This window comes from Kribbia dieselivorans NBRC 106261 (assembly GCF_001552435.1).
Lineage (GTDB): Bacteria > Actinomycetota > Actinomycetes > Actinomycetales > Dermatophilaceae > Kribbia > Kribbia dieselivorans.
Genome location: NZ_BCRE01000070.1, coordinates 1 through 16,779 on the forward strand (window position 1 = coordinate 1; position 16,779 = coordinate 16,779).

Genomic DNA, 16,779 nt, shown 5'->3' on the forward strand with positions numbered 1-16,779 from the left:
GAGACCCGGCTTCCACCGGAGGCGACCATGACCACGCCCCGCACCAAGGGAGAAGTCTGCCCCTGTGAGGGGCAGCGAAGTTAGGGAGCGGTAGGCCAGTCCTGCGGGGCTCCGCTGACCGTGACCTCGCGGTTCTTGCTCCCGTTCTCGCGCTTCTCCCCCGGCTTGAGGCCGTTCATGGCCTCGACCGCGGCAGCATGGTCGGCCACCTCGTGCTGAAGGGACTTGTCCATGCGGATGTATCCCTTGGACTTCGGGCGCGGCGGGAGCTCCAGAACCGGGGCCTCGACCTCGACGTACGGCACCTTCGTCAGGACGTCGGCGATCATGTTCAGCCGGGAACGACGCTTGTCCTCGGACTCGACGATGTTCCATCGGGCCTCGGGAATGTCCGTGTGCACGAGCATCTCGTCTTTGGCGCGCGAGTACTCCTCCCACATCGACAACGACTTCACGTCCGTCGGAGACAACTTCCACCGCCGCATCGGGTCGGTCAATCGCGAGGCGAATCGGCGGTACTGCTCCTTGTCGGACACGGAGAACCAGTACTTCAGGACGCGGATGCCATCCTCCACGAGGAGCCGCTCGAAGATCGGGCACTGGTGCAGGAATCGGCGGTACTCATCGGGAGTGCAATACCCCATGACCTTCTCGACACCGGCGCGGTTGTACCAGGAACGGTCGAACAGGACGATCTCGCCGGCGGCCGGCAGGTGCTCGATGTAGCGCTGGAAGTACCACTGCGTCCGCTCCCGTTCGGTCGGCACCGGCAGCGCGACGATCCGCGTCTGCCGCGGGTTGAGATACTCGTTGAATCGCTTGATCGTCGAGCCCTTGCCGGCGGCATCCCGGCCCTCGAAGACGACGATCAGTCGCTCGCCCTCCCGTTTGACCCATTCCTGCAGCTTCACCAGTTCACCTTGCAGGTGGTACAGCTCAGCCTCGTAGACGGCTTTGTCCATGCGGGGTGTCGATGCCATCCCTCGATTCTTGCACTTGGCCGGCACGAGCCACCGGAGCCCAGCTCGACCGGGTGGCGAGCCTCGGCGGCTTTCGGGGGGTGGTCGGCCTCGGTATCCTGCGGAAATGGCCGTGCTCATCGATCCCCCGCAGTGGCCGGCCCGCGGGACGCTCTTCTCCCACCTGGTCTCCGATGCCTCGCTGGAGGAACTGCACGAGTTCGCCGACCGGCTCGGGGCACACCCCCGTGCCTTCGATCAGGACCACTACGACATCCCGCAGGAGCTGCACTCTCCGGCGGTGGCCCTCGGTGCCCTCGCGGTGTCCGGCACGGAGCTCGTGCGTCGGCTCATCGCCAGTGGCCTGCGCCTCTCGGGGGCAGCCCGACGCGCACAGACCACGACGCGGGTCTCGACGTTGCGACAGCACTGGGCCACCGTGCTCCCCCAGGCCCCCGCGGTCGGCGAGGAGTTGCTGGAACGGTGGGGTGATCGATCCCGCCGCTACCACGACCAACGTCACCTGCTCGAGGTTCTGGAGGCGCTCGGGTCTGCGCAGGTCGCCCACCCGTCACGGGCGCTGCGGCTTGCGGCCTGGTTCCATGACGCGATCTACGAGGGCCGACCCGGGCAGGACGAGTCAGACTCGGCCGAGTTGGCCATCGTCGCGCTGTCTGCGCATGTGCCGGTCGCGGAGATCGATGAGGTCACCCGGCTGGTGCTCCTCACTGCGGGACACCACGTCGAGCACTCGGACCATGACGGCATCGCCCTGTGCGACGCCGACCTCGCCATTCTCGGTGCCGACCCCGGCCGCTATGACGCCTACGCCCGCGACGTGCGGGCCGAGTACTCGGAGGTGCCGGTCGACCTGTTTCGTCAGGGACGAGCCTTAGTGCTCGACGACTTCCTCACCCGCGAGCGGCTGTACGTCGGTGACGTCGCCCACGCCAAGTGGGACTCACCGGCCCGGGCCAACCTCTCCCGCGAGGTCCACCGGCTCAGATCCGGCTGACTCACCACGCTGCACCCGCAGACGGCCGCCCGTGGCGGGCCCACCCTCCGGGAGACCGGGGTCCAAGCCGGCCTCGACGATGAGATCGGCAATGGTGTCGATCGTTGTGTCCGCGAACGACCGGCCGTCGGGGGCCATGGCGTCGGAGTCCATGTACGAGTCCGAGCCGCAGTGCTTCATCGTGCCGATGACGTGCTCGCTGACACGGCCTTCGGCCAGCGCCTTGTTCCACGCCGAGTTCCGGGCTGCCGGCCAACGCCCGGGGAAGAACACCTTGCCGATCAACTGGATGCGGTCCTTGGTTCCGCGGATGTGCCAGAGGTGCTTGACCCGGCGCACCCCCGGGTCGTTGGCCATGACACCACCGACGGAGACCAGTCGCACGTCCAGTCCGAGCGAGGCGAGGTACCAGACCGAGCCGAGCGCCATCTGAGCTCCGCCGCTCCACGCCAACAACGTCACCGGGCGACGCTCCGCCGGGCGGTAGCCGGCCCGCAGCAGGCCGGCCCAGATCTGCTGGGCCAGGCCGGCGCTGTACACCGGGCCATACCGGTTGTCCGCCGAGACGATGAGTTGGATGACGTTCCGGATGTTGATCGCGTACCCGATGATCACCCCGCGGCTGCGCAACCGGCGGGCGCGACGCCAGAGCCAGGCCGTCGGCCGCCGGGCGGTCAGCCCGCGGTTCTCCGCGGAGTACGGGAAGACGTCGCGGACCACCCGGGTGGCGGGGAGCCGCTCGTCCAGTGCGTCGAGGATGGCCCGCTCCCCGCTGGGCAGGTAGTCCCCACCGATCGTGGCGATGCCCGAGAGGAACACGAGGTAGTGGCCGGACGACGGGTCGGTCCCCGGCAGCGCATGGGGGTGCTCCCCGACGGCCTGGTGCAGCTGTCGCGCGCGTTTGCGCGACTCTGCCTGTCCCTCCCTCGACCACCACGCCAGCGACTCGAGCGGAGACAACAGCAGGGCCACGACGATGATGACGACGATGCCGATGAGGATCTCGATCAACGCTGCCCCTCCTGCGGGTCGGGCTCCGGCATCGGGAAGGCGTCGAGCACGTCCTGCACGGTCAGTTGCATGGGCGTCCCTGTCGCGAGTCGCCAGATGGTGTCGCGCACCCACTGCAGCGGACGCGCCATGAGCCATGCGCCCACCCGCGTGATCGCCCACGCCGCCACCGAGATGCCCAGCGCGGTCCAGCGGTCCACGTCCAGGACGACGGCCACTCCCGTCCACAGGACCAGGGCCCCCCACACCGACAGAATCCGCTCGATCCCGGGACCGAGGTAGGGCACCAGGACGAGGAACCCCCAGATGTGCGGTGCCGTGGCCAGCAGGACCACGGGCACGACCCGGCCCAGGCTGGGAGCATCGCCCAGCACGACCGTGGCCGTGCCCCAGACGGCCACCGCGGTCAGGGTGTACAGGATGAACGGTACGAGCGAGGCCACGACGATCGAGAGCACGAGGCGCCCGCCGCGGACCCCGTTGATCGCCAGCACCGCCCATCGCCCCAGCACCGACGAGATCCCGGCCAGCAGGGCGACGCCGAGGGCGACGACGAACTCCCGGCCGCCGCTGTCCACCCGACTGATCACCTCGGAGTCGAGCCCCATGGCACCGCGGGCGACCTGAAGAATGTCACCGAGCAGGTGAAGCACGTCCATGAGGATCGGTCAGCTCCAGGCGAAGACGGGCTGCTCGAAGTCGTGCACGGGCCGGTCCGACCCCTCGAGTCCGAGCCAGCGCATCTGCACGAGCACCGCGCCGGTGGGTGCGTGGATCAGGTCGCCACCGAGGGGCACCTGCACCACGGGCCGGTCGCTCTCGGGGATCGTCACGAACCGCGGGGAGTCGGGACGAGTCAGCTGGTTCAACCCGACGCGGTACACCGCCGCCACCTCGTCGGGCTGGGGCCGCAGCTCCAACGGCCCACCTCCCCACACGACGACCGGCGTCATCACGTAGCCCGATCGGGTCGGGTAGTCGTCCATCAGGCCCAACACCGCGGAGTCGGGAAGCCGCACGCCGCACTCCTCGTCGAGCTCCCGCAGCGCCGCGTCGATGGGTGTCTCCCCTGCATCGAGCCGACCACCGGGCAGCGCCCACTGACCGGAGTGGGCGTTGAGGCGGGCCGCGCGACGACACAGGACGAACGCCGCTCCGCCGGAGACGTTGACCATGCGACCATCCAGGTTCGACACATCGCCGGGGACGTTCGCCTGGGCCCAGTCGCCGGAGAGCGCGTACGGGTCGACGCGCACCTCACCGGGCTGGGAGTCGACCAACACGACCGCGACGGCCGCGTGGCGACGCCCCTCCAGATCGGCGACGCGGCGCTCATGGCGGGCCAGATGCCCGGAGATGCGTTCGCGCAGCGCCTCGTCGTAGACCAGCGCGGGCGGCGCGGCCGCGGCTGGGACGGTGGACCTCATGCCCGCCATACTAGGGCTCGGCCCGGCGGGTGCGCTCACTCGAAGGGCGTCGGGTCCCCAGCACCGATCCGTTCGAGCACGGGTTCGCCGCTGGAAAAGTCGATCACCGTGGTCGGCTCGGCCACCATGAGCTCCGCGTCGTCGTCGGACTCCTCGATGACGATGTCGACGACGGAGTCCAGTGCCTCCTTGACCTCCCACCCGTGCGTGGGCTGGTGCTCCACGTCGGGCAGGATCAGCGTGCTCGACAGCATGGGCTCACCGAGTTCGGTCAGCAGCGCCTGCACGATGTGATGGTCGGGGATGCGCACCCCGACCGTCTTCTTGCGCGGATGCAGCAGGCGACGCGGCACGTCCTTGGTGGCCGGGAGGATGAAGGTGTACGGCCCGGGGGTGGCCGCCTTGACCATCCGGAAGATGGCGTTGTCGACGTGGACGAACTGGCCCATCTGCGCGAAGTCTCGGCACATGAGGGTGTAGTGATGCTTGTCATCGAGCCGACGGATATCACGGATCCGGTCCTTGATGCTCTGATCGGAGAGGCGGCCGCCGAGGGCGTAACCCGAATCGGTCGGGTAGGCCACGAGGGCTCCGTTGCGGATTCCCTCGACGATCTTCTCGACGAGGCGCGGCTGCGGGTTCACGGGGTGCAGTTCCACGAATCGGGCCATCCCCCAAATGTACGGCCTGATTCCGCTCGTGTCGTGATTCCCCTTGTCGCGCAGTGATCCCCCTAGGCTGATGCGTATGGCCAGCGCGCGTACTCCCTCCTACGAACCGCCCTCGCCCAACGGGAGCCTCGTGCTGCTGCGGCACGGTCAGACGCAGTGGTCCCTCGACGGTCGCCACACCGGCCGCACCGATCTGCCGCTCCTGCCCCAGGGTGAGGAGGACGCCCGCGCCTTGGCCCCACGACTGGCGGGACATCGATTCGGTCTGGTGCTGGTCTCCCCGCTCCAACGGGCCCAGCGCACGGCGGAGTTGGCCGGGTTGGTGCCCGACGCCGTCGACCCGGACCTGCTCGAGTGGGACTACGGCGGCTACGAGGGGCGCACGACCCACGACATCCGCGAGGAGCTGGGATACATGTGGACCGTCTTCAGCGACGGGGTCGTGCCGGGTGCGGACTCCCCCGGCGAGACGGTCGAGGAGGTCGCCGCGCGCGCCTCCCGGGTGCTGCGCCGCATCGGCCCGGTCCTCCAGGATCAGGACGTCGCGCTCGTCGGGCACGGTCACGCCCTGCGCGTCCTCACCGCCGTGTTCCTCCGCGAGGCGCCGCGCTTCGGGGCCAACCTCCTGCTCGATGCCGGGTCGGTGTGCGTGCTGCGCTACGAACGCGAACAACCCTGCATCCACGAGTGGAACGTGCCCGCCACCCGCGGCGACGTGAGCACGCCGGCGGCCGGCTGATCACGCCGGCCTATGGCAGCGGCCACGTGTGCACCGGCGCGTTGGTCAGACTGTGTTCCCGATAGAGACGCACCATCTGGGCCAACGCGGAGGCCCGTGACTCACCGCGCTCCTCGAACCTCTCCACGGCCCGCGACTGCCAGATCGCCCCGTTGACGTCCCGCGCGCAACGGCCCTCGAGCACACCGAGATACCGGTCGATGGTGGGCCCGTCGGCACCGAGCGACTCCAGACCGGTCTGGGCCAGCGGTAGCAGTTCCTGCAGCACCAGGTCGTTGACGGACTGCTTGCCCAACCCGGGCCACCGCACCTCCGCGTCGAGCCCGCCCCGCGCGCCGGCCTCGAAGTTGCGTTCGGCCACCGCAAACGGCATCCGCGACCACATCGGCCGGTCGGCGCGTGCCAGCGCCTCGACCATCCCGTGGTAGAACGCCGCGTTGGCCGTGACGTCGATCGCGGTCGGTCCCGACGGGAGCACCCGGTTCTCGACCCGCAGGTGCGCGCGGCCGTTGACGACGTCGTAGATCGGGCGGTTCCAGCGGTAGATCGTGCCGTTGTGCAGACGCAGGTCCGTCAGCAGCGGGGCCGCCCCGGAGGCCAGCTCGGCCACCGGGTCCTCGTCGCTGAGCTCGGGCAGCAGCGAGGTGTAGTACGCGACGTTCTCCTCGAAGAGATCGAAGATCGAGGTGATCCAGCGCTCCCCGAAGACCGCCCGCGGGCGCACCCCCTGATTGCGCAGTTCCGGGGTTCGGGTGTCGATGGACTGCCGGAACAGCGCGATGCGCGTCTCGGCGTGCAACCGTCGCCCGAACAGGAATGGACTGTTCGCGCCGAGGGCCACCTGGACCCCGGTGATCGCCTGGGCCGCGTTCCAATACGACGCGAACTCATCGGGCGAGACCTGGAGGTGCAACTGCACCGAGGTGCACGCCGACTCCGGGGCGATGTTGTCGCTGTAGCGCCGCACCCGCTCGCCGTCGGGCCCGGTGATGTCGAGATCGATCTCCTCACCACGGGCCGCCATGATCGCGTCGTTGAGGGCGATGAACCGGTTGCTCGGCGTGATCCAATCCGCCGTCAGGTCGGCGTCGCGCAGGGTGGGCAGGATCCCGACCAGCGCCACGTGCGCGTCGTTGCCGGCCGCGCCGCGCTCGGCCACCATGAGGGCCTCGACGAACTCGTCCTCGAACTCGCGCAACGAGGCTCCGCCCAGTTCACGCGGCGGCAGGTTGAGTTCGATGTTGTACCGGCCGAGTTCGCTCTGGAACCGTTCCTGCCCGATCGCGGCGAGGACCGACTCGTTGATCATGGCCGGCTCCTCACCGGGCCCGACCAGACTCATCTCGACCTCGACACCGGTCATGCGCCGGTCGGCGTCGAAGTCGTGGTGCGCCAACAGATCGGCGAAGACGTCGAGGTCCTGCCGCACTCGCTCCCGGTAGCGCCGCCGCTGTTCCCGTGGGTACGTCTGGGCGGCGATCTCCCGGCCCATCAGAGCTCCGCCAGTTCCTCGGGTGAGGGGCAGGAGCAGACGAGATGACGGTCACCGTAGGCGCCGTCGATGCGCCGGACCGGGGGCCAGTACTTGGTCAGCGGGTCCATCCCGCCCGGGTAGACCGCCGTGGCCCGGTCATAGGCGTGATCCCAGTCCCCGACCAGGCTCGCCGCGGTGTGCGGGGCGTGACGGAGCGCGGTGTCGGCCGCCGCGATCTCACCGCTCTCGACCGCGCGGATCTCGTCGCGGATGGCAATCATCGCGTCGCAGAACCGGTCGATCTCGCCGCGGTCCTCGGATTCGGTCGGCTCGACCATGAGCGTGCCGGCGACCGGGAACGACATCGTCGGGGCGTGGAACCCGTAGTCGATCAGGCGCTTGGCGACGTCGTCGACGGTCACGCCCGTGGCCTTGGTGAGGTCGCGCAGGTCGAGGATGCACTCGTGCGCGACCAGACCGCCGTCACCGGAGTACAGCACCGGGTAATGCTCGCGCAGCCGCGCGGCGATGTAGTTGGCGTTGAGCACCGCGATCTGACTGGACCGCGCCAGCCCGGCCCCGCCCATGAGCCGCACGTACGCCCACGAGATCGGCAGGATGCTCGCCGATCCGAACGGCGCGGCGGAGACCGGACCGGCGCCGGTGGCCGGGCCCGCCTCGGCATCGAGCGGATGGTTGGGCAGGTAGGGGGCGAGGTGGCTGCGGCACGCGACCGGTCCGACGCCCGGGCCACCGCCGCCGTGCGGGATGCAGAACGTCTTGTGCAGGTTGAGGTGGCTGACGTCGGCGCCGAACTCCCCGGGCCGGGCCAGGCCCATGAGGGCATTGAGGTTGGCACCGTCGACGTACACCTGACCGCCGGCGTCGTGCACGAGGTGGCACAGCTTGCTGATCGTGTCCTCGAAGACCCCGTGGGTGGAGGGGTAGGTGACCATGATCGCGGCGAGGTCGTCGCGGTGGGCCTCGACCTTGGCCTGGAGGTCGTCCATGTCGATGGACCCGGTGGCAGGGTCGGTCCGCACCACGGCCACCTTCATGCCGGCCATGACGGCGCTGGCCGCGTTCGTGCCGTGGGCGCTGGCCGGGATGAGACAGATGTTGCGCTGCGCCTGCCCCCGCGCGGCGTGGTAGCCACGGATCGCGAGCAGGCCGGCGAGCTCGCCCTGAGACCCGGCGTTGGGCTGGAGTGAGACCGCGTCGTAGCCGGTCACCTCGCAGAGCCACCCGGAGAGCTGGTCGATGAGCTCACGGATGCCGCGGGTCTGGTCGGCCGGCGCGAACGGGTGGATGCTCGAGAACTCCGGCCAGGTGATGGCGGTCATCTCGGTGGCGGCGTTGAGTTTCATCGTGCACGAGCCGAGCGGGATCATGCCGCGGTCGAGGGCGAAGTCGCGATCGGCCAGCCGGCGCAGGTACCGCATCATCTGCGTCTCCGAGCGGTACTCGTGGAAGACCGGGTGGGTGAGGAATGCGCTCGTCCGGGCGAACGGCGGCTCGTACGCGGGCGCCTCGAACACGGGAGCGTCGTTCACCGGAGCCTCGTTCACCGGAGCGTCGTTCGAGGGCCAGTTCACGGCTGGGGTCTGCGCCCCGCCGAACACTCCCACCAGTGCCGCCAGCGTCGCCGGTGTGGTGGTCTCGTCGACCGACACCGACACGTGGTCGACGTCGACGCGCCAGAGGTTGATCCCGGCCGCCCGGGCCGTGGCGACGACCTCATCGGCCCGGCCGGGCACGGCGATCCGCAGCGTGTCGAAGTAGCGCTGGGTGACGACGTGGGCGTGGGTCGGGTCGATCGCGCCGGCCAGGAACGCCGCCTTGCCACGCACCTGCCCGGCGATCTCGGTCAACCCGGCCGGGCCGTGGTACACCGCGTACATCGAGGCCATCACGGCCAGGAGCACCTGGGCGGTGCAGATGTTCGACGTGGCCTTCTCGCGGCGAATGTGCTGTTCCCGCGTCTGCAGCGCCAACCGCATGGCCGGGTTGCCGTCGGCATCGACCGACACGCCGACCAGTCGACCGGGCAGGGACCGCTCGAGCCCCGCGCGCACGCTCATGTAGCCGGCGTGCGGCCCGCCGAAGCCCATCGGCACCCCGAAGCGCTGGGTGGTCCCCACCGCGATGTCGGCGCCCCACTCCCCCGGCGGTGTGAGCAGGGTCAACGCCAGAAGGTCGGCCGCGGCCGCGACCAGCGCGCCGACCTCGTGGGCCGCCGCGGTGAGCGCCCGCCAATCCCGGATCTCCCCGCTGGCCGCGGGGTACTGGACCAGGACGCCGAAGACCTCGCGGCCCCCGGCGACAGCCCGCAGGCCGTCGACCGAGGACACCCCGGACAGGTCGGCGTCGACGATCTCCAGGCCCAGCGGTCGGGCGCGGGTGCCCATGACCGCACGCGTCTGGGCGAACACGTCGGTGTCGACGAGGAGCACCGCGTCCTTGGCCACCTTGGACACCCGCCGCATGAGCGTCATCGCCTCGGCCGCGGCGGTGCCCTCGTCGAGCAGCGACGCCCCGGCGACCGGGAGCGCGGTGAGGTCGCCGACCATCGTCTGGAAGTTGAGCAGGGCCTCCAGGCGGCCCTGGCTGATCTCCGGTTGGTAGGGCGTGTAGGCGGTGTACCACGCGGGATTCTCGAGGACGTTGCGCTGGATCACCGACGGGACGTGGGTGCCGTAGTACCCCTGCCCGATCAGCGAGGTGAACACCTCGTTGCCGGCGGCCAGGGCCCGCAGTTCGGCCAGGACCTCGGCCTCGGTCGCGGCCGCCGGGATGGCGACGTCGAGGTGGGTGCGGATGACGGCGGGAACGGCCGCGTCGGCCAGGGCGTCCAGACTGGACGTGCCGACGGTCGCGAGCATCTCAGGCAGATCGCTCTCGCGCGGCCCGATGTGCCGGGCGGCGAAGGCGGGAAGGGCGGACTGAGACGGTTGGCTCACGGCAACTCCTGCTGTTCAACGCCCCCTCGGGACGGAGGAGGTGACCAACCGTCAGATTACAGGCGAGGCCGTTCAGGCGCCGCGCTTGGCGCGACGAGCGCTGAGTTCGTCACCCGGGTGCACGACCGGCTCGGTCGCGTCGGCCCGCTCGGCCGGCAGTTCGGCCAGGGTGCCCTCGACCTCGCGCCACACGCGCCCGACAGCGATCCCGAAGACACCCTGACCGCCCTGCACGAGGTCGATGACCTCATCGGCGCTGGTGCACTCGTACACGGAGGCGCCGTCGCTCATCAGGGTGATCCCGGCCAGGTCCTCGACACCGCGTTCGCGCAGGGCCTGGATGGCGGTACGAATCTGCTGGAGTGACACGCCGGTGTCGAGAAGTCGCTTGACGACCTTGAGCACGAGGATGTCGCGGAAGCCGTAGAGGCGCTGGGTGCCCGAACCCGAGGCATCGCGCACCGATGGTTCCACCAGCCCCGTGCGAGCCCAGTAGTCGAGTTGGCGGTAGGTGATGCCGGCCGCCTTGCAGGCGATGGGACCGCGGTAGCCGAGGTCCTCGGACAGGTCGGGCAGATCGTCGTCGAAGAGCACGCCCTGGGTCGGCGTGCGGGTTGCGTGGGTCGCCGGCTGACCCGCGGTGCTGCCTGCGCTCACCATGCCTCCATGTCTCGACCGGCGGATCCGGCCACATCTGCGACGTTACGGTCCGCCTGCGGCGGGGTCAATCACCGACGCCCGCGACACCCCGGGGCCGGAGCGTCGTTATCCGAGTGTTACCTGAGTGTACTGCTGTGACGGGTGTTGCGTGTGTGACTTGTTCTCGGCGAGCCGGGTCAGTGCGGCCCGGGGTCGCCGAAGTCCTCCGGCGAGATCGTGTCGAGGAACTCCTTGAACTGCTCGACCTCCTGCTCCTCGTTCTCGTGGGCGGCCTCGTCGTCGTCCGGCCCGGACAGGACACCCGCCTGGGCGAGCAGCTCGTCGTTCGTGACGACCTCGGTGCCGGTGCGCAGGGCCAGCGCGATCGCGTCCGAGGTGCGCGAACTGACCTCCACCCCGTTGTCGAACACGAGCGTGGAGTGGAACACCCCGTCGATGAGCCCGTCGATGCGCACCAACTTGAGGGTGCGCCCGAGCGCGTCGATGACGTTCTTGAGCAGGTCATGGGTCAGTGGCCGCGGCGGCACGACCCCCTGTTGGGCATACGCGATGGCGGTCGCCTCGGTGGCACCGATCCACACGGGTAGATAGCGATCGCCCCCACGCTCGCGTAACAGGACCACCGGCGACGAGGCCGGCATCTCGACACGGACTCCCAGCACGTCCAACGGCTTCACCCCTCCACGGTAACCCGATCGGCGGGCAGGGTCACCACAAATCCGCCGACGGCGGAGCGTCGTGCCCAACGGTGACGTGGGCCGCGCACCCTCAGGACTGCTGCCGCAGCGCCTTGCGCACCAGAGCGACGTGCAGCGCCAGGCACTGGCGGGCCACCTCGGCCGCGATCACGCTGGTGGAGGCCGAGCCCGACGCCGGGGTCGACGCGGTCGGCGATCGGCCCGGACCGCGCTGCGAGACCGCGTGACCGACGAGGGTCACCTCCCGGTCGGCGGCGCTGACGAAGGGCCGAAGATGCCGAGGCTCGATGCCGAACTGGATCAGACTCGCCGCCGCACTGGCCACGACGAGGTCGTCCTCATCGAGGTACTCCCCGTCCGGGGCGATCAGCCCGTACCCGACGAGCGATTCGAGTTGGGCGCCCGTCAGACCGGTACGTTGACCGAGCTCATGCCGGGTCAGGCGGAGCGTCGTGGGGGCGGCCAGGTCCTTCGCCCGCGGCACGCCGTCGCTGACCGGGGCCTGCGGCGCTCCGGCCGCGCCCTCGCCGCCGTGCGGTGTCATGGTACCGCGATCGATGGCGTCGAGTTCCTCGCGGATGACGCGCAACGGGAGGAATCGGTCACGTTGGGCGGTGAGGATGTACCGCAGCCGCTGGACATCGTCGAGGCTGAAGAGCCGGTAGCCCGCGGTCGTGCGGCGCGGGCTGACCAGCCCCTCGGCCTCGAGGTAGCGGATCTTCGATATGGAGACGTCGTCGAAATCCGGGCGCAGTTCGTCGACGACCGCCCCGATCGTCAGTTCCCCGGGAGTGGACACCGCGGCGGTCAGGAGTGAGCGGCGTAGAAGACCAATCGGAATTTGCCGATCTGCACCTCGTCGCCGGTCTGCAGCGGCGCGGAGTCGATGCGCTCGCGATTGACGTAGGTGCCGTTGAGCGAGCCGACGTCGCGGACGGTGAACCCGCCCTCGCGGCTGAAGACCGCGTGCCGGCGCGAGACCGTCACGTCGTCGAGGAAGATGTCGCTGTCCGAGCCGCGGCCTGCGGTGACCTCGGTGTTGTCGAGGAGGAACCGCGCTCCGCTGTTGGGACCGCGCAGCACGATGAGCAGGGCCGTGCCGGGGACCAGGGCGTCGACGGTCGCCTGCTCGTCCCGGGTCAGGTGGCGCTCGTCGAGGTCGGCACCCTCGAACGCGGAGTGGGCCCCGGCGTTCTGCAGACGCTGGGTCGCGGGGTCCGGCGCGAGGTTGTCGTTGTCAGTCATTTCGTCCTCCGTCAGGCGAGTTGGGCCTCGTAGGCACCGGCATCGAGCAGGTCGTCGGTGGTGGCCTCCACGTCCAGACGCAGCTCGTACATCCAGCCCTCACCATACGGGTCGGAGTTCACGAGTTCGGGGGTGGCTGCCAGTGCCTCGTTGACCGTCACGACCTCACCGGCCACGGGGGCGTAGAGGTCGCTGACGGACTTGGTCGACTCGATCTCACCGACCGCGTCACCGACGGCGACCTCGTCGCCCACGGTGGGGAGGTTGACGAAGACGACATCACCCAGGGCGTCCTGGGCATAGGCAGTGACCCCGATCCGCACGACGCCCTCGTTGCCCTCGCGCACCCACTCGTGGTCGGCGGTGTAGCGGAGGTCTTCGGGGTACTCCAGGTCGCTCATGGTTCTCCTTGATCGGTGACCGGTCACTGCGCCGTCGTGGGCACCGGCTGAGCGTAACGAGGCGCTTGGACACTGTGCAACGCGTCCACCGTCACGCTCTCGAATTCCTCGACCTTTGTCGACCCGCCGAGCCGTCGAATCGTGTCGGACACCCCGCCGGGGATGGCCATCGCCGAGGACATGGTCGCCGGGGTGCCGATGGCGATGATCCGGTACGGCGCCTGCAGCCGGGTGCCGTCGGCCTCGATCCCGTCGTTGTCGGTGAACGACGTGCTGGCCACGACCCGCACCGAACCGATCTGGATGGCCTCGGCTCCGGCGTCACGCAGCTCCTGCACGACATCGATGAGGTTGGCTGCCTGGACGGTGCGCTGCGGGTCGTTGATCGTCATGGTGATGCCCGGGCCGGTGGCGCGCAGGGTGCCGGCGAGGATCCCGAGGGTGTCAGCGCGATCGCGTGCGGCCTTCGCCGCCGCCGGGCCGGCCCCGGTGCGCAGGTCGTCGCGGGTGCGCTCGAGATCGATGATCTCCCGGTCCAGACGCGTGTTCGTCTGGGACAGGTCGTCGAGGATCCGCACGAGGTCCTCCTCGCGCAGGGTCTCCAGGCTCTGATTGCGCGTCGACTGCACCTGCGTCGAGATGGCGAAGCCCAGCAGAATCGCCATGAGCAACCCGACGACGCTCCCGCGGTTGAGTTGGGGACGCATAGCCCGGGCGAAACGGCCCCACGCCATCCGCGGCACGTCCGTCCCGCCGCCCCCGGAGGCCGGAGGGGTCGATTTCCGCGAGCCCTTCCGGGCGTCCCGGTTGTCGGGGTGGTCCGGGTGATCGGGCTCGACGAGCACCATGCCCGTGAGCCTCGGCTCCTCGGATCGCGGCTCCTCGGAGCCCGGCTGCTGCTCCGGCGCCGACCCGCTCGAGATGCTCATGCCTTGAAGAGGTGTCGGCGGATCGAGGCGACGTTGGCGAAGATGCGCACGCCCAGGACGACGACGACGCCGGTGGTGAGCTGACTGCCCACCCCCAACTGGTCACCGATGAAGACGATGAACGCGGCGACGATGACGTTGGAGATGAATGAGACGACGAAGACCTTGTCGTTGAAGATGCCGTCCAGGGTGGCCCGAATACCGCCGAAGATCGCGTCGAGGGCGGCGATCACGGCAATCGGGAGGTAGGGCTGCAACCACAGCGGCACGTCGGGGTTGAGCACGACACCGATGGCGATGCCGATGACCAGTCCGATGATCGGAATCACGAAGCGCTCTCCTTGGGGGTCACCCGGACGGTCGGGGGTGTCGACTCGCCGGGACGTAGGGGTGTGGCCTCGCGGGAGCCGATCTGGGCCGCCGCGGGCAGGGTCAGGTGATCGGCCGTCTCGACCGAGGTTCGGATGCCGAAGTTCGACGAGAGGGTCTTCAGGTACGCCCCGCCGGTGCCGGCACCGAACGCCAACTCCAGCGCCTTCGCATCGCCGATCGTCTCGACGACGTACGGGGGTACGAGCGGGCGGAAGTTGACGAGGATCGCCTCTCCGGCAAACCGGATCGCCGTATGGGAGGTGAGGCGTTGACCGTTGATGGCCATCGACTCCGCCCCCGCGGCCCAGAGGGCGTTGGCCACGATCTGCAGGTCCTTCGACATGACCCGCCCGTCGTCGCTGACTCCGGTGCGCGGATTCCCGTCGGCGCTGCCGTCGGTCGCTCGGGCGTCGTCGAGGGTGACGACCAGGCCCGGTCCGCTGACCTCCACGGTGCCGGCCACGCGCCGCAGCGTGTCGAGTTGCTCGGCGCTCAGCCCGGTGCCGGCGCCCGCCGCCGCGCTCTGCTCCAGGTTCGACACCTCCGATTGCAGGGCCTGGACCTGCGCCTCGCCGGCGTCGGCCTCCTGCTGGCGCGTCTGGATCTGTTGGATGATCTCGGCCTTGACCGGCGAGGCCAACTGCTGACGCGGAACGAGGGTGCGCGCACTCACCCCGAGCAACGCGCCCACGAGCAGCGCCGTGATGATGGCCGTCGGGGTTCGCCACGAGGTCGCCGGGGGCAACCCCTTGGACACCCGGTGGTCCGCGGCAGCCTGATAGGACGGGTCCAGGGGTCGCTCGAGCAGGGCCGTGAGCAGGGTCATCGACTCGTCGGGGCGGCGCGCCGGCCCGGTGGTCGGGTCCTCGGTGCCGTCAGTCGTCGCCATCGATCGCCTCCTGCCCCTCGGCGCCGTTCGCCCGGGCGATCTGTTCGATCTCGGCGGCGTAGACGACAGCGCTGAACCAGTACAGCCCCAGGCCCCAGGTCATCAGCGCCCAGCCCAGCGGACGTGCCCAGATCGTCGTCGCGTCAACGGCATGGGGCAGCAGCACGACCGGGAACGCGCAGAGCAACGCGAAGGTGGCCATCTTGCCGACGAACTGGACCGGCACCCCGAAGATGCCGAATCGCCGGGCCCACGCCATGAGGATGGCGAGGAGGACGTCGCGGCCCAGGAGAGCCACCACCAACCACCACGGCACCACGCCGCGGATCCCCAGGCCGAGGATCGTCGTGACGATGTAGAGCCGGTCGGCGATGGGGTCGAGCAGCTCCCCCAGTCGACTGGTCATGTTGAACGCGCGAGCGATCTTGCCGTCGAGCCAGTCCGTCAGGCCGGAGGCCACGAGGATGACGACCGCCAGGACGTCGTGATGGGTCAGGATCGCCCAGAGGAAGACCGGAACCGCGATGAGTCGCAGGACCGACAAGAGGTTGGGGATGTTCCACGGATTGCCGCCCGTGGGCGCAACTGTCGGTTCCGTCACGCGTTACCCCGTCGCCGGTTCAACTCTGGGCGGCGGGCCCGTGCGGGAACTCCGCCGGCGTCGTGGCCGCGATGGTCGCCGAGGTCAGCGCCACCTCGTCGTCCTGCTCCGCGTCGGACTTCCCGGCGTTGCCCCGCTCCCAGGACATGCCCGTGGCGGGTCCCACGACACCGGCTCGTACGAGCGTGAAGTCGACGTCCTCGGTGGCGGCGAGCACCGGTTCCTCACCCTCGAGGGCCACCGACTCGGCCTCGGCCCAGAGCGCATCGGCGTCGTGCATGGCCTCGTCGTCCCCGACGGACTCGAAGTCGTCGTCCAGGACGGCCTTGTCCTTCGCGACGAGGTCGTCGGCGCGCACGCCCGGCGCCAGCCACTTCAATTCGACCTCGAGCTCACTCCTCCCCGCGGCATCCAGTTCGACCTCGACCTCACATTCAACCTCCGCGGGCACCTCGAATTCGATCTCGGACCCGTTGAGTTCGAGTTCGACAGAGCCGTCGGATTCGAGTGCATCGGCGACGGCGCGAAGCAGTTCGGCGGCTTCGGCGCGGGAGCGGACGGTGGTGGACTTGAACGACGACTTCATGGGTGGCTCCTCACGTCGGCCAGTTCATCACTGGGGGTGTCTGGAACAGACTAGGGCGGCCGCTGCCTCGAAGTGGTGCGGGTCCACGTGGTGTTGCCAAATCGCGGCCTGGATCGACCGGGCACGGAGCAGCGGTTGCGCC

General features: G+C 69.6%; 19 protein-coding genes. 2 read left to right on the top strand and 17 right to left on the bottom strand.

The window, feature by feature from the left end:
• Positions 1-80: 80 nt before the first annotated feature.
• Complete coding sequence (gene ppk2 / locus KD1_RS06730) at positions 81-980, bottom strand: polyphosphate kinase 2 (RefSeq protein WP_068399415.1); 900 nt, start codon at positions 978-980, stop codon at positions 81-83.
• Between the two features lie 106 nt (positions 981-1,086).
• On the opposite strand from ppk2, the gene KD1_RS06735 reads away from it, so the two are divergent.
• Positions 1,087-1,974 carry a DUF4031 domain-containing protein gene (locus tag KD1_RS06735; protein WP_068399419.1) on the top strand — a complete coding sequence of 296 codons (888 nt, stop codon included), beginning with the start codon at positions 1,087-1,089 and terminating at the stop codon, positions 1,972-1,974.
• Here KD1_RS06735 and KD1_RS06740 read toward each other — a convergent pair.
• The 4 genes from KD1_RS06740 to KD1_RS06755 are packed head-to-tail and all read right to left on the bottom strand — an operon-like array spanning position 1,921 to position 5,083.
• Positions 1,921-2,985: a hypothetical protein gene (locus tag KD1_RS06740; RefSeq protein WP_068399422.1), complete on the bottom strand. Its 1,065-nt coding sequence runs from the start codon at positions 2,983-2,985 to the stop codon at positions 1,921-1,923. The genes KD1_RS06735 and KD1_RS06740 overlap by 54 nt on opposite strands.
• Positions 2,982-3,644 carry a hypothetical protein gene (locus KD1_RS06745; protein WP_068399425.1) on the bottom strand — a complete coding sequence of 221 codons (663 nt, stop codon included), beginning with the start codon at positions 3,642-3,644 and terminating at the stop codon, positions 2,982-2,984. Before KD1_RS06745 ends, KD1_RS06740 begins: the two co-directional genes overlap by 4 nt.
• Positions 3,645-3,653: 9 nt before the next feature.
• The gene (locus KD1_RS06750; protein ID WP_068399541.1) at positions 3,654-4,412 is read right to left on the bottom strand and encodes an NUDIX hydrolase; all 759 of its coding nucleotides are present in this window, start codon (positions 4,410-4,412) and stop codon (positions 3,654-3,656) included.
• 35 nt (positions 4,413-4,447) lie between these two features.
• Positions 4,448-5,083, bottom strand: coding sequence for an L-threonylcarbamoyladenylate synthase (locus KD1_RS06755; RefSeq protein ID WP_068399427.1), 636 nt, complete (start codon positions 5,081-5,083; stop codon positions 4,448-4,450).
• Between the two features lie 76 nt (positions 5,084-5,159).
• Between KD1_RS06755 and KD1_RS06760 the strand changes: the two genes are divergently transcribed.
• Positions 5,160-5,822: a histidine phosphatase family protein gene (locus tag KD1_RS06760; RefSeq protein WP_068399430.1), complete on the top strand. Its 663-nt coding sequence runs from the start codon at positions 5,160-5,162 to the stop codon at positions 5,820-5,822.
• Between the two features lie 10 nt (positions 5,823-5,832).
• On the opposite strand, the gene KD1_RS06765 is transcribed toward KD1_RS06760, so the two are convergent.
• From KD1_RS06765 to KD1_RS06820, 12 genes are all read right to left on the bottom strand, one after another.
• Positions 5,833-7,314, bottom strand: a complete 1,482-nt coding sequence (locus KD1_RS06765) for a glutamate-cysteine ligase family protein (RefSeq protein WP_068399433.1) — start codon at positions 7,312-7,314, stop codon at positions 5,833-5,835.
• Positions 7,314-10,256, bottom strand: coding sequence for an aminomethyl-transferring glycine dehydrogenase (gcvP, locus tag KD1_RS06770; protein ID WP_068399436.1), 2,943 nt, complete (start codon positions 10,254-10,256; stop codon positions 7,314-7,316). Before gcvP ends, KD1_RS06765 begins: the two co-directional genes overlap by 1 nt.
• 72 nt (positions 10,257-10,328) lie before the next feature.
• Complete coding sequence (locus tag KD1_RS06775) at positions 10,329-10,916, bottom strand: MerR family transcriptional regulator (RefSeq protein WP_068399439.1); 588 nt, start codon at positions 10,914-10,916, stop codon at positions 10,329-10,331.
• A 176-nt stretch (positions 10,917-11,092) separates the two neighbouring features.
• The gene (locus KD1_RS06780; protein WP_068399442.1) at positions 11,093-11,593 is read right to left on the bottom strand and encodes a bifunctional nuclease family protein; all 501 of its coding nucleotides are present in this window, start codon (positions 11,591-11,593) and stop codon (positions 11,093-11,095) included.
• A gap of 91 nt (positions 11,594-11,684) precedes the next feature.
• Complete coding sequence (gene ftsR / locus KD1_RS06785; RefSeq protein ID WP_068399445.1) at positions 11,685-12,413, bottom strand: transcriptional regulator FtsR; 729 nt, start codon at positions 12,411-12,413, stop codon at positions 11,685-11,687.
• Positions 12,414-12,421: 8 nt separating this feature from the next.
• Positions 12,422-12,859: an FHA domain-containing protein gene (locus KD1_RS06790; RefSeq protein WP_068399448.1), complete on the bottom strand. Its 438-nt coding sequence runs from the start codon at positions 12,857-12,859 to the stop codon at positions 12,422-12,424.
• Positions 12,860-12,870: 11 nt separating this feature from the next.
• Positions 12,871-13,260: a glycine cleavage system protein GcvH gene (gene gcvH / locus KD1_RS06795; protein ID WP_068399451.1), complete on the bottom strand. Its 390-nt coding sequence runs from the start codon at positions 13,258-13,260 to the stop codon at positions 12,871-12,873.
• 23 nt (positions 13,261-13,283) lie between these two features.
• Positions 13,284-14,189: a DUF881 domain-containing protein gene (locus KD1_RS06800; protein WP_245627303.1), complete on the bottom strand. Its 906-nt coding sequence runs from the start codon at positions 14,187-14,189 to the stop codon at positions 13,284-13,286.
• Entirely contained in the window at positions 14,186-14,518 is a 333-nt protein-coding gene (locus tag KD1_RS06805) for a small basic family protein (protein ID WP_068399454.1), read from the bottom strand. The genes KD1_RS06800 and KD1_RS06805 overlap by 4 nt, the downstream gene beginning before the upstream one ends.
• Positions 14,515-15,450, bottom strand: coding sequence for a DUF881 domain-containing protein (locus tag KD1_RS06810; RefSeq protein WP_068399457.1), 936 nt, complete (start codon positions 15,448-15,450; stop codon positions 14,515-14,517). The genes KD1_RS06805 and KD1_RS06810 overlap by 4 nt, the downstream gene beginning before the upstream one ends.
• On the bottom strand, positions 15,437-16,051 hold the full coding sequence (locus KD1_RS06815) for a CDP-alcohol phosphatidyltransferase family protein (RefSeq protein WP_068399460.1): 615 nt from the start codon (positions 16,049-16,051) through the stop codon (positions 15,437-15,439). The genes KD1_RS06810 and KD1_RS06815 overlap by 14 nt, the downstream gene beginning before the upstream one ends.
• Positions 16,052-16,070: 19 nt before the next feature.
• Positions 16,071-16,637, bottom strand: coding sequence for an amphi-Trp domain-containing protein (locus tag KD1_RS06820; RefSeq protein WP_068399463.1), 567 nt, complete (start codon positions 16,635-16,637; stop codon positions 16,071-16,073).
• Positions 16,638-16,779: the final 142 nt, after the last annotated feature.

What these genes read in the sequence shown, in the direction of transcription:
- ppk2 (WP_068399415.1), bottom strand. Translation starts at nt 980, where the DNA reads ATGGCATCGACACCCCGCATGGACAAAGCCGTCTACGAGGCTGAGCTG.
- KD1_RS06735 (WP_068399419.1), top strand. Translation starts at nt 1,087, where the DNA reads ATGGCCGTGCTCATCGATCCCCCGCAGTGGCCGGCCCGCGGGACGCTC.
- KD1_RS06745 (WP_068399425.1), bottom strand. Translation starts at nt 3,644, where the DNA reads ATGGACGTGCTTCACCTGCTCGGTGACATTCTTCAGGTCGCCCGCGGT.
- KD1_RS06750 (WP_068399541.1), bottom strand. Translation starts at nt 4,412, where the DNA reads ATGAGGTCCACCGTCCCAGCCGCGGCCGCGCCGCCCGCGCTGGTCTAC.
- KD1_RS06755 (WP_068399427.1), bottom strand. Translation starts at nt 5,083, where the DNA reads ATGGCCCGATTCGTGGAACTGCACCCCGTGAACCCGCAGCCGCGCCTC.
- KD1_RS06760 (WP_068399430.1), top strand. Translation starts at nt 5,160, where the DNA reads ATGGCCAGCGCGCGTACTCCCTCCTACGAACCGCCCTCGCCCAACGGG.
- KD1_RS06765 (WP_068399433.1), bottom strand. Translation starts at nt 7,314, where the DNA reads ATGGGCCGGGAGATCGCCGCCCAGACGTACCCACGGGAACAGCGGCGG.
- KD1_RS06775 (WP_068399439.1), bottom strand. Translation starts at nt 10,916, where the DNA reads ATGGTGAGCGCAGGCAGCACCGCGGGTCAGCCGGCGACCCACGCAACC.
- KD1_RS06790 (WP_068399448.1), bottom strand. Translation starts at nt 12,859, where the DNA reads ATGACTGACAACGACAACCTCGCGCCGGACCCCGCGACCCAGCGTCTG.
- gcvH (WP_068399451.1), bottom strand. Translation starts at nt 13,260, where the DNA reads ATGAGCGACCTGGAGTACCCCGAAGACCTCCGCTACACCGCCGACCAC.
- KD1_RS06800 (WP_245627303.1), bottom strand. Translation starts at nt 14,189, where the DNA reads ATGAGCATCTCGAGCGGGTCGGCGCCGGAGCAGCAGCCGGGCTCCGAG.
- KD1_RS06810 (WP_068399457.1), bottom strand. Translation starts at nt 15,450, where the DNA reads ATGGCGACGACTGACGGCACCGAGGACCCGACCACCGGGCCGGCGCGC.
- KD1_RS06820 (WP_068399463.1), bottom strand. Translation starts at nt 16,637, where the DNA reads ATGAAGTCGTCGTTCAAGTCCACCACCGTCCGCTCCCGCGCCGAAGCC.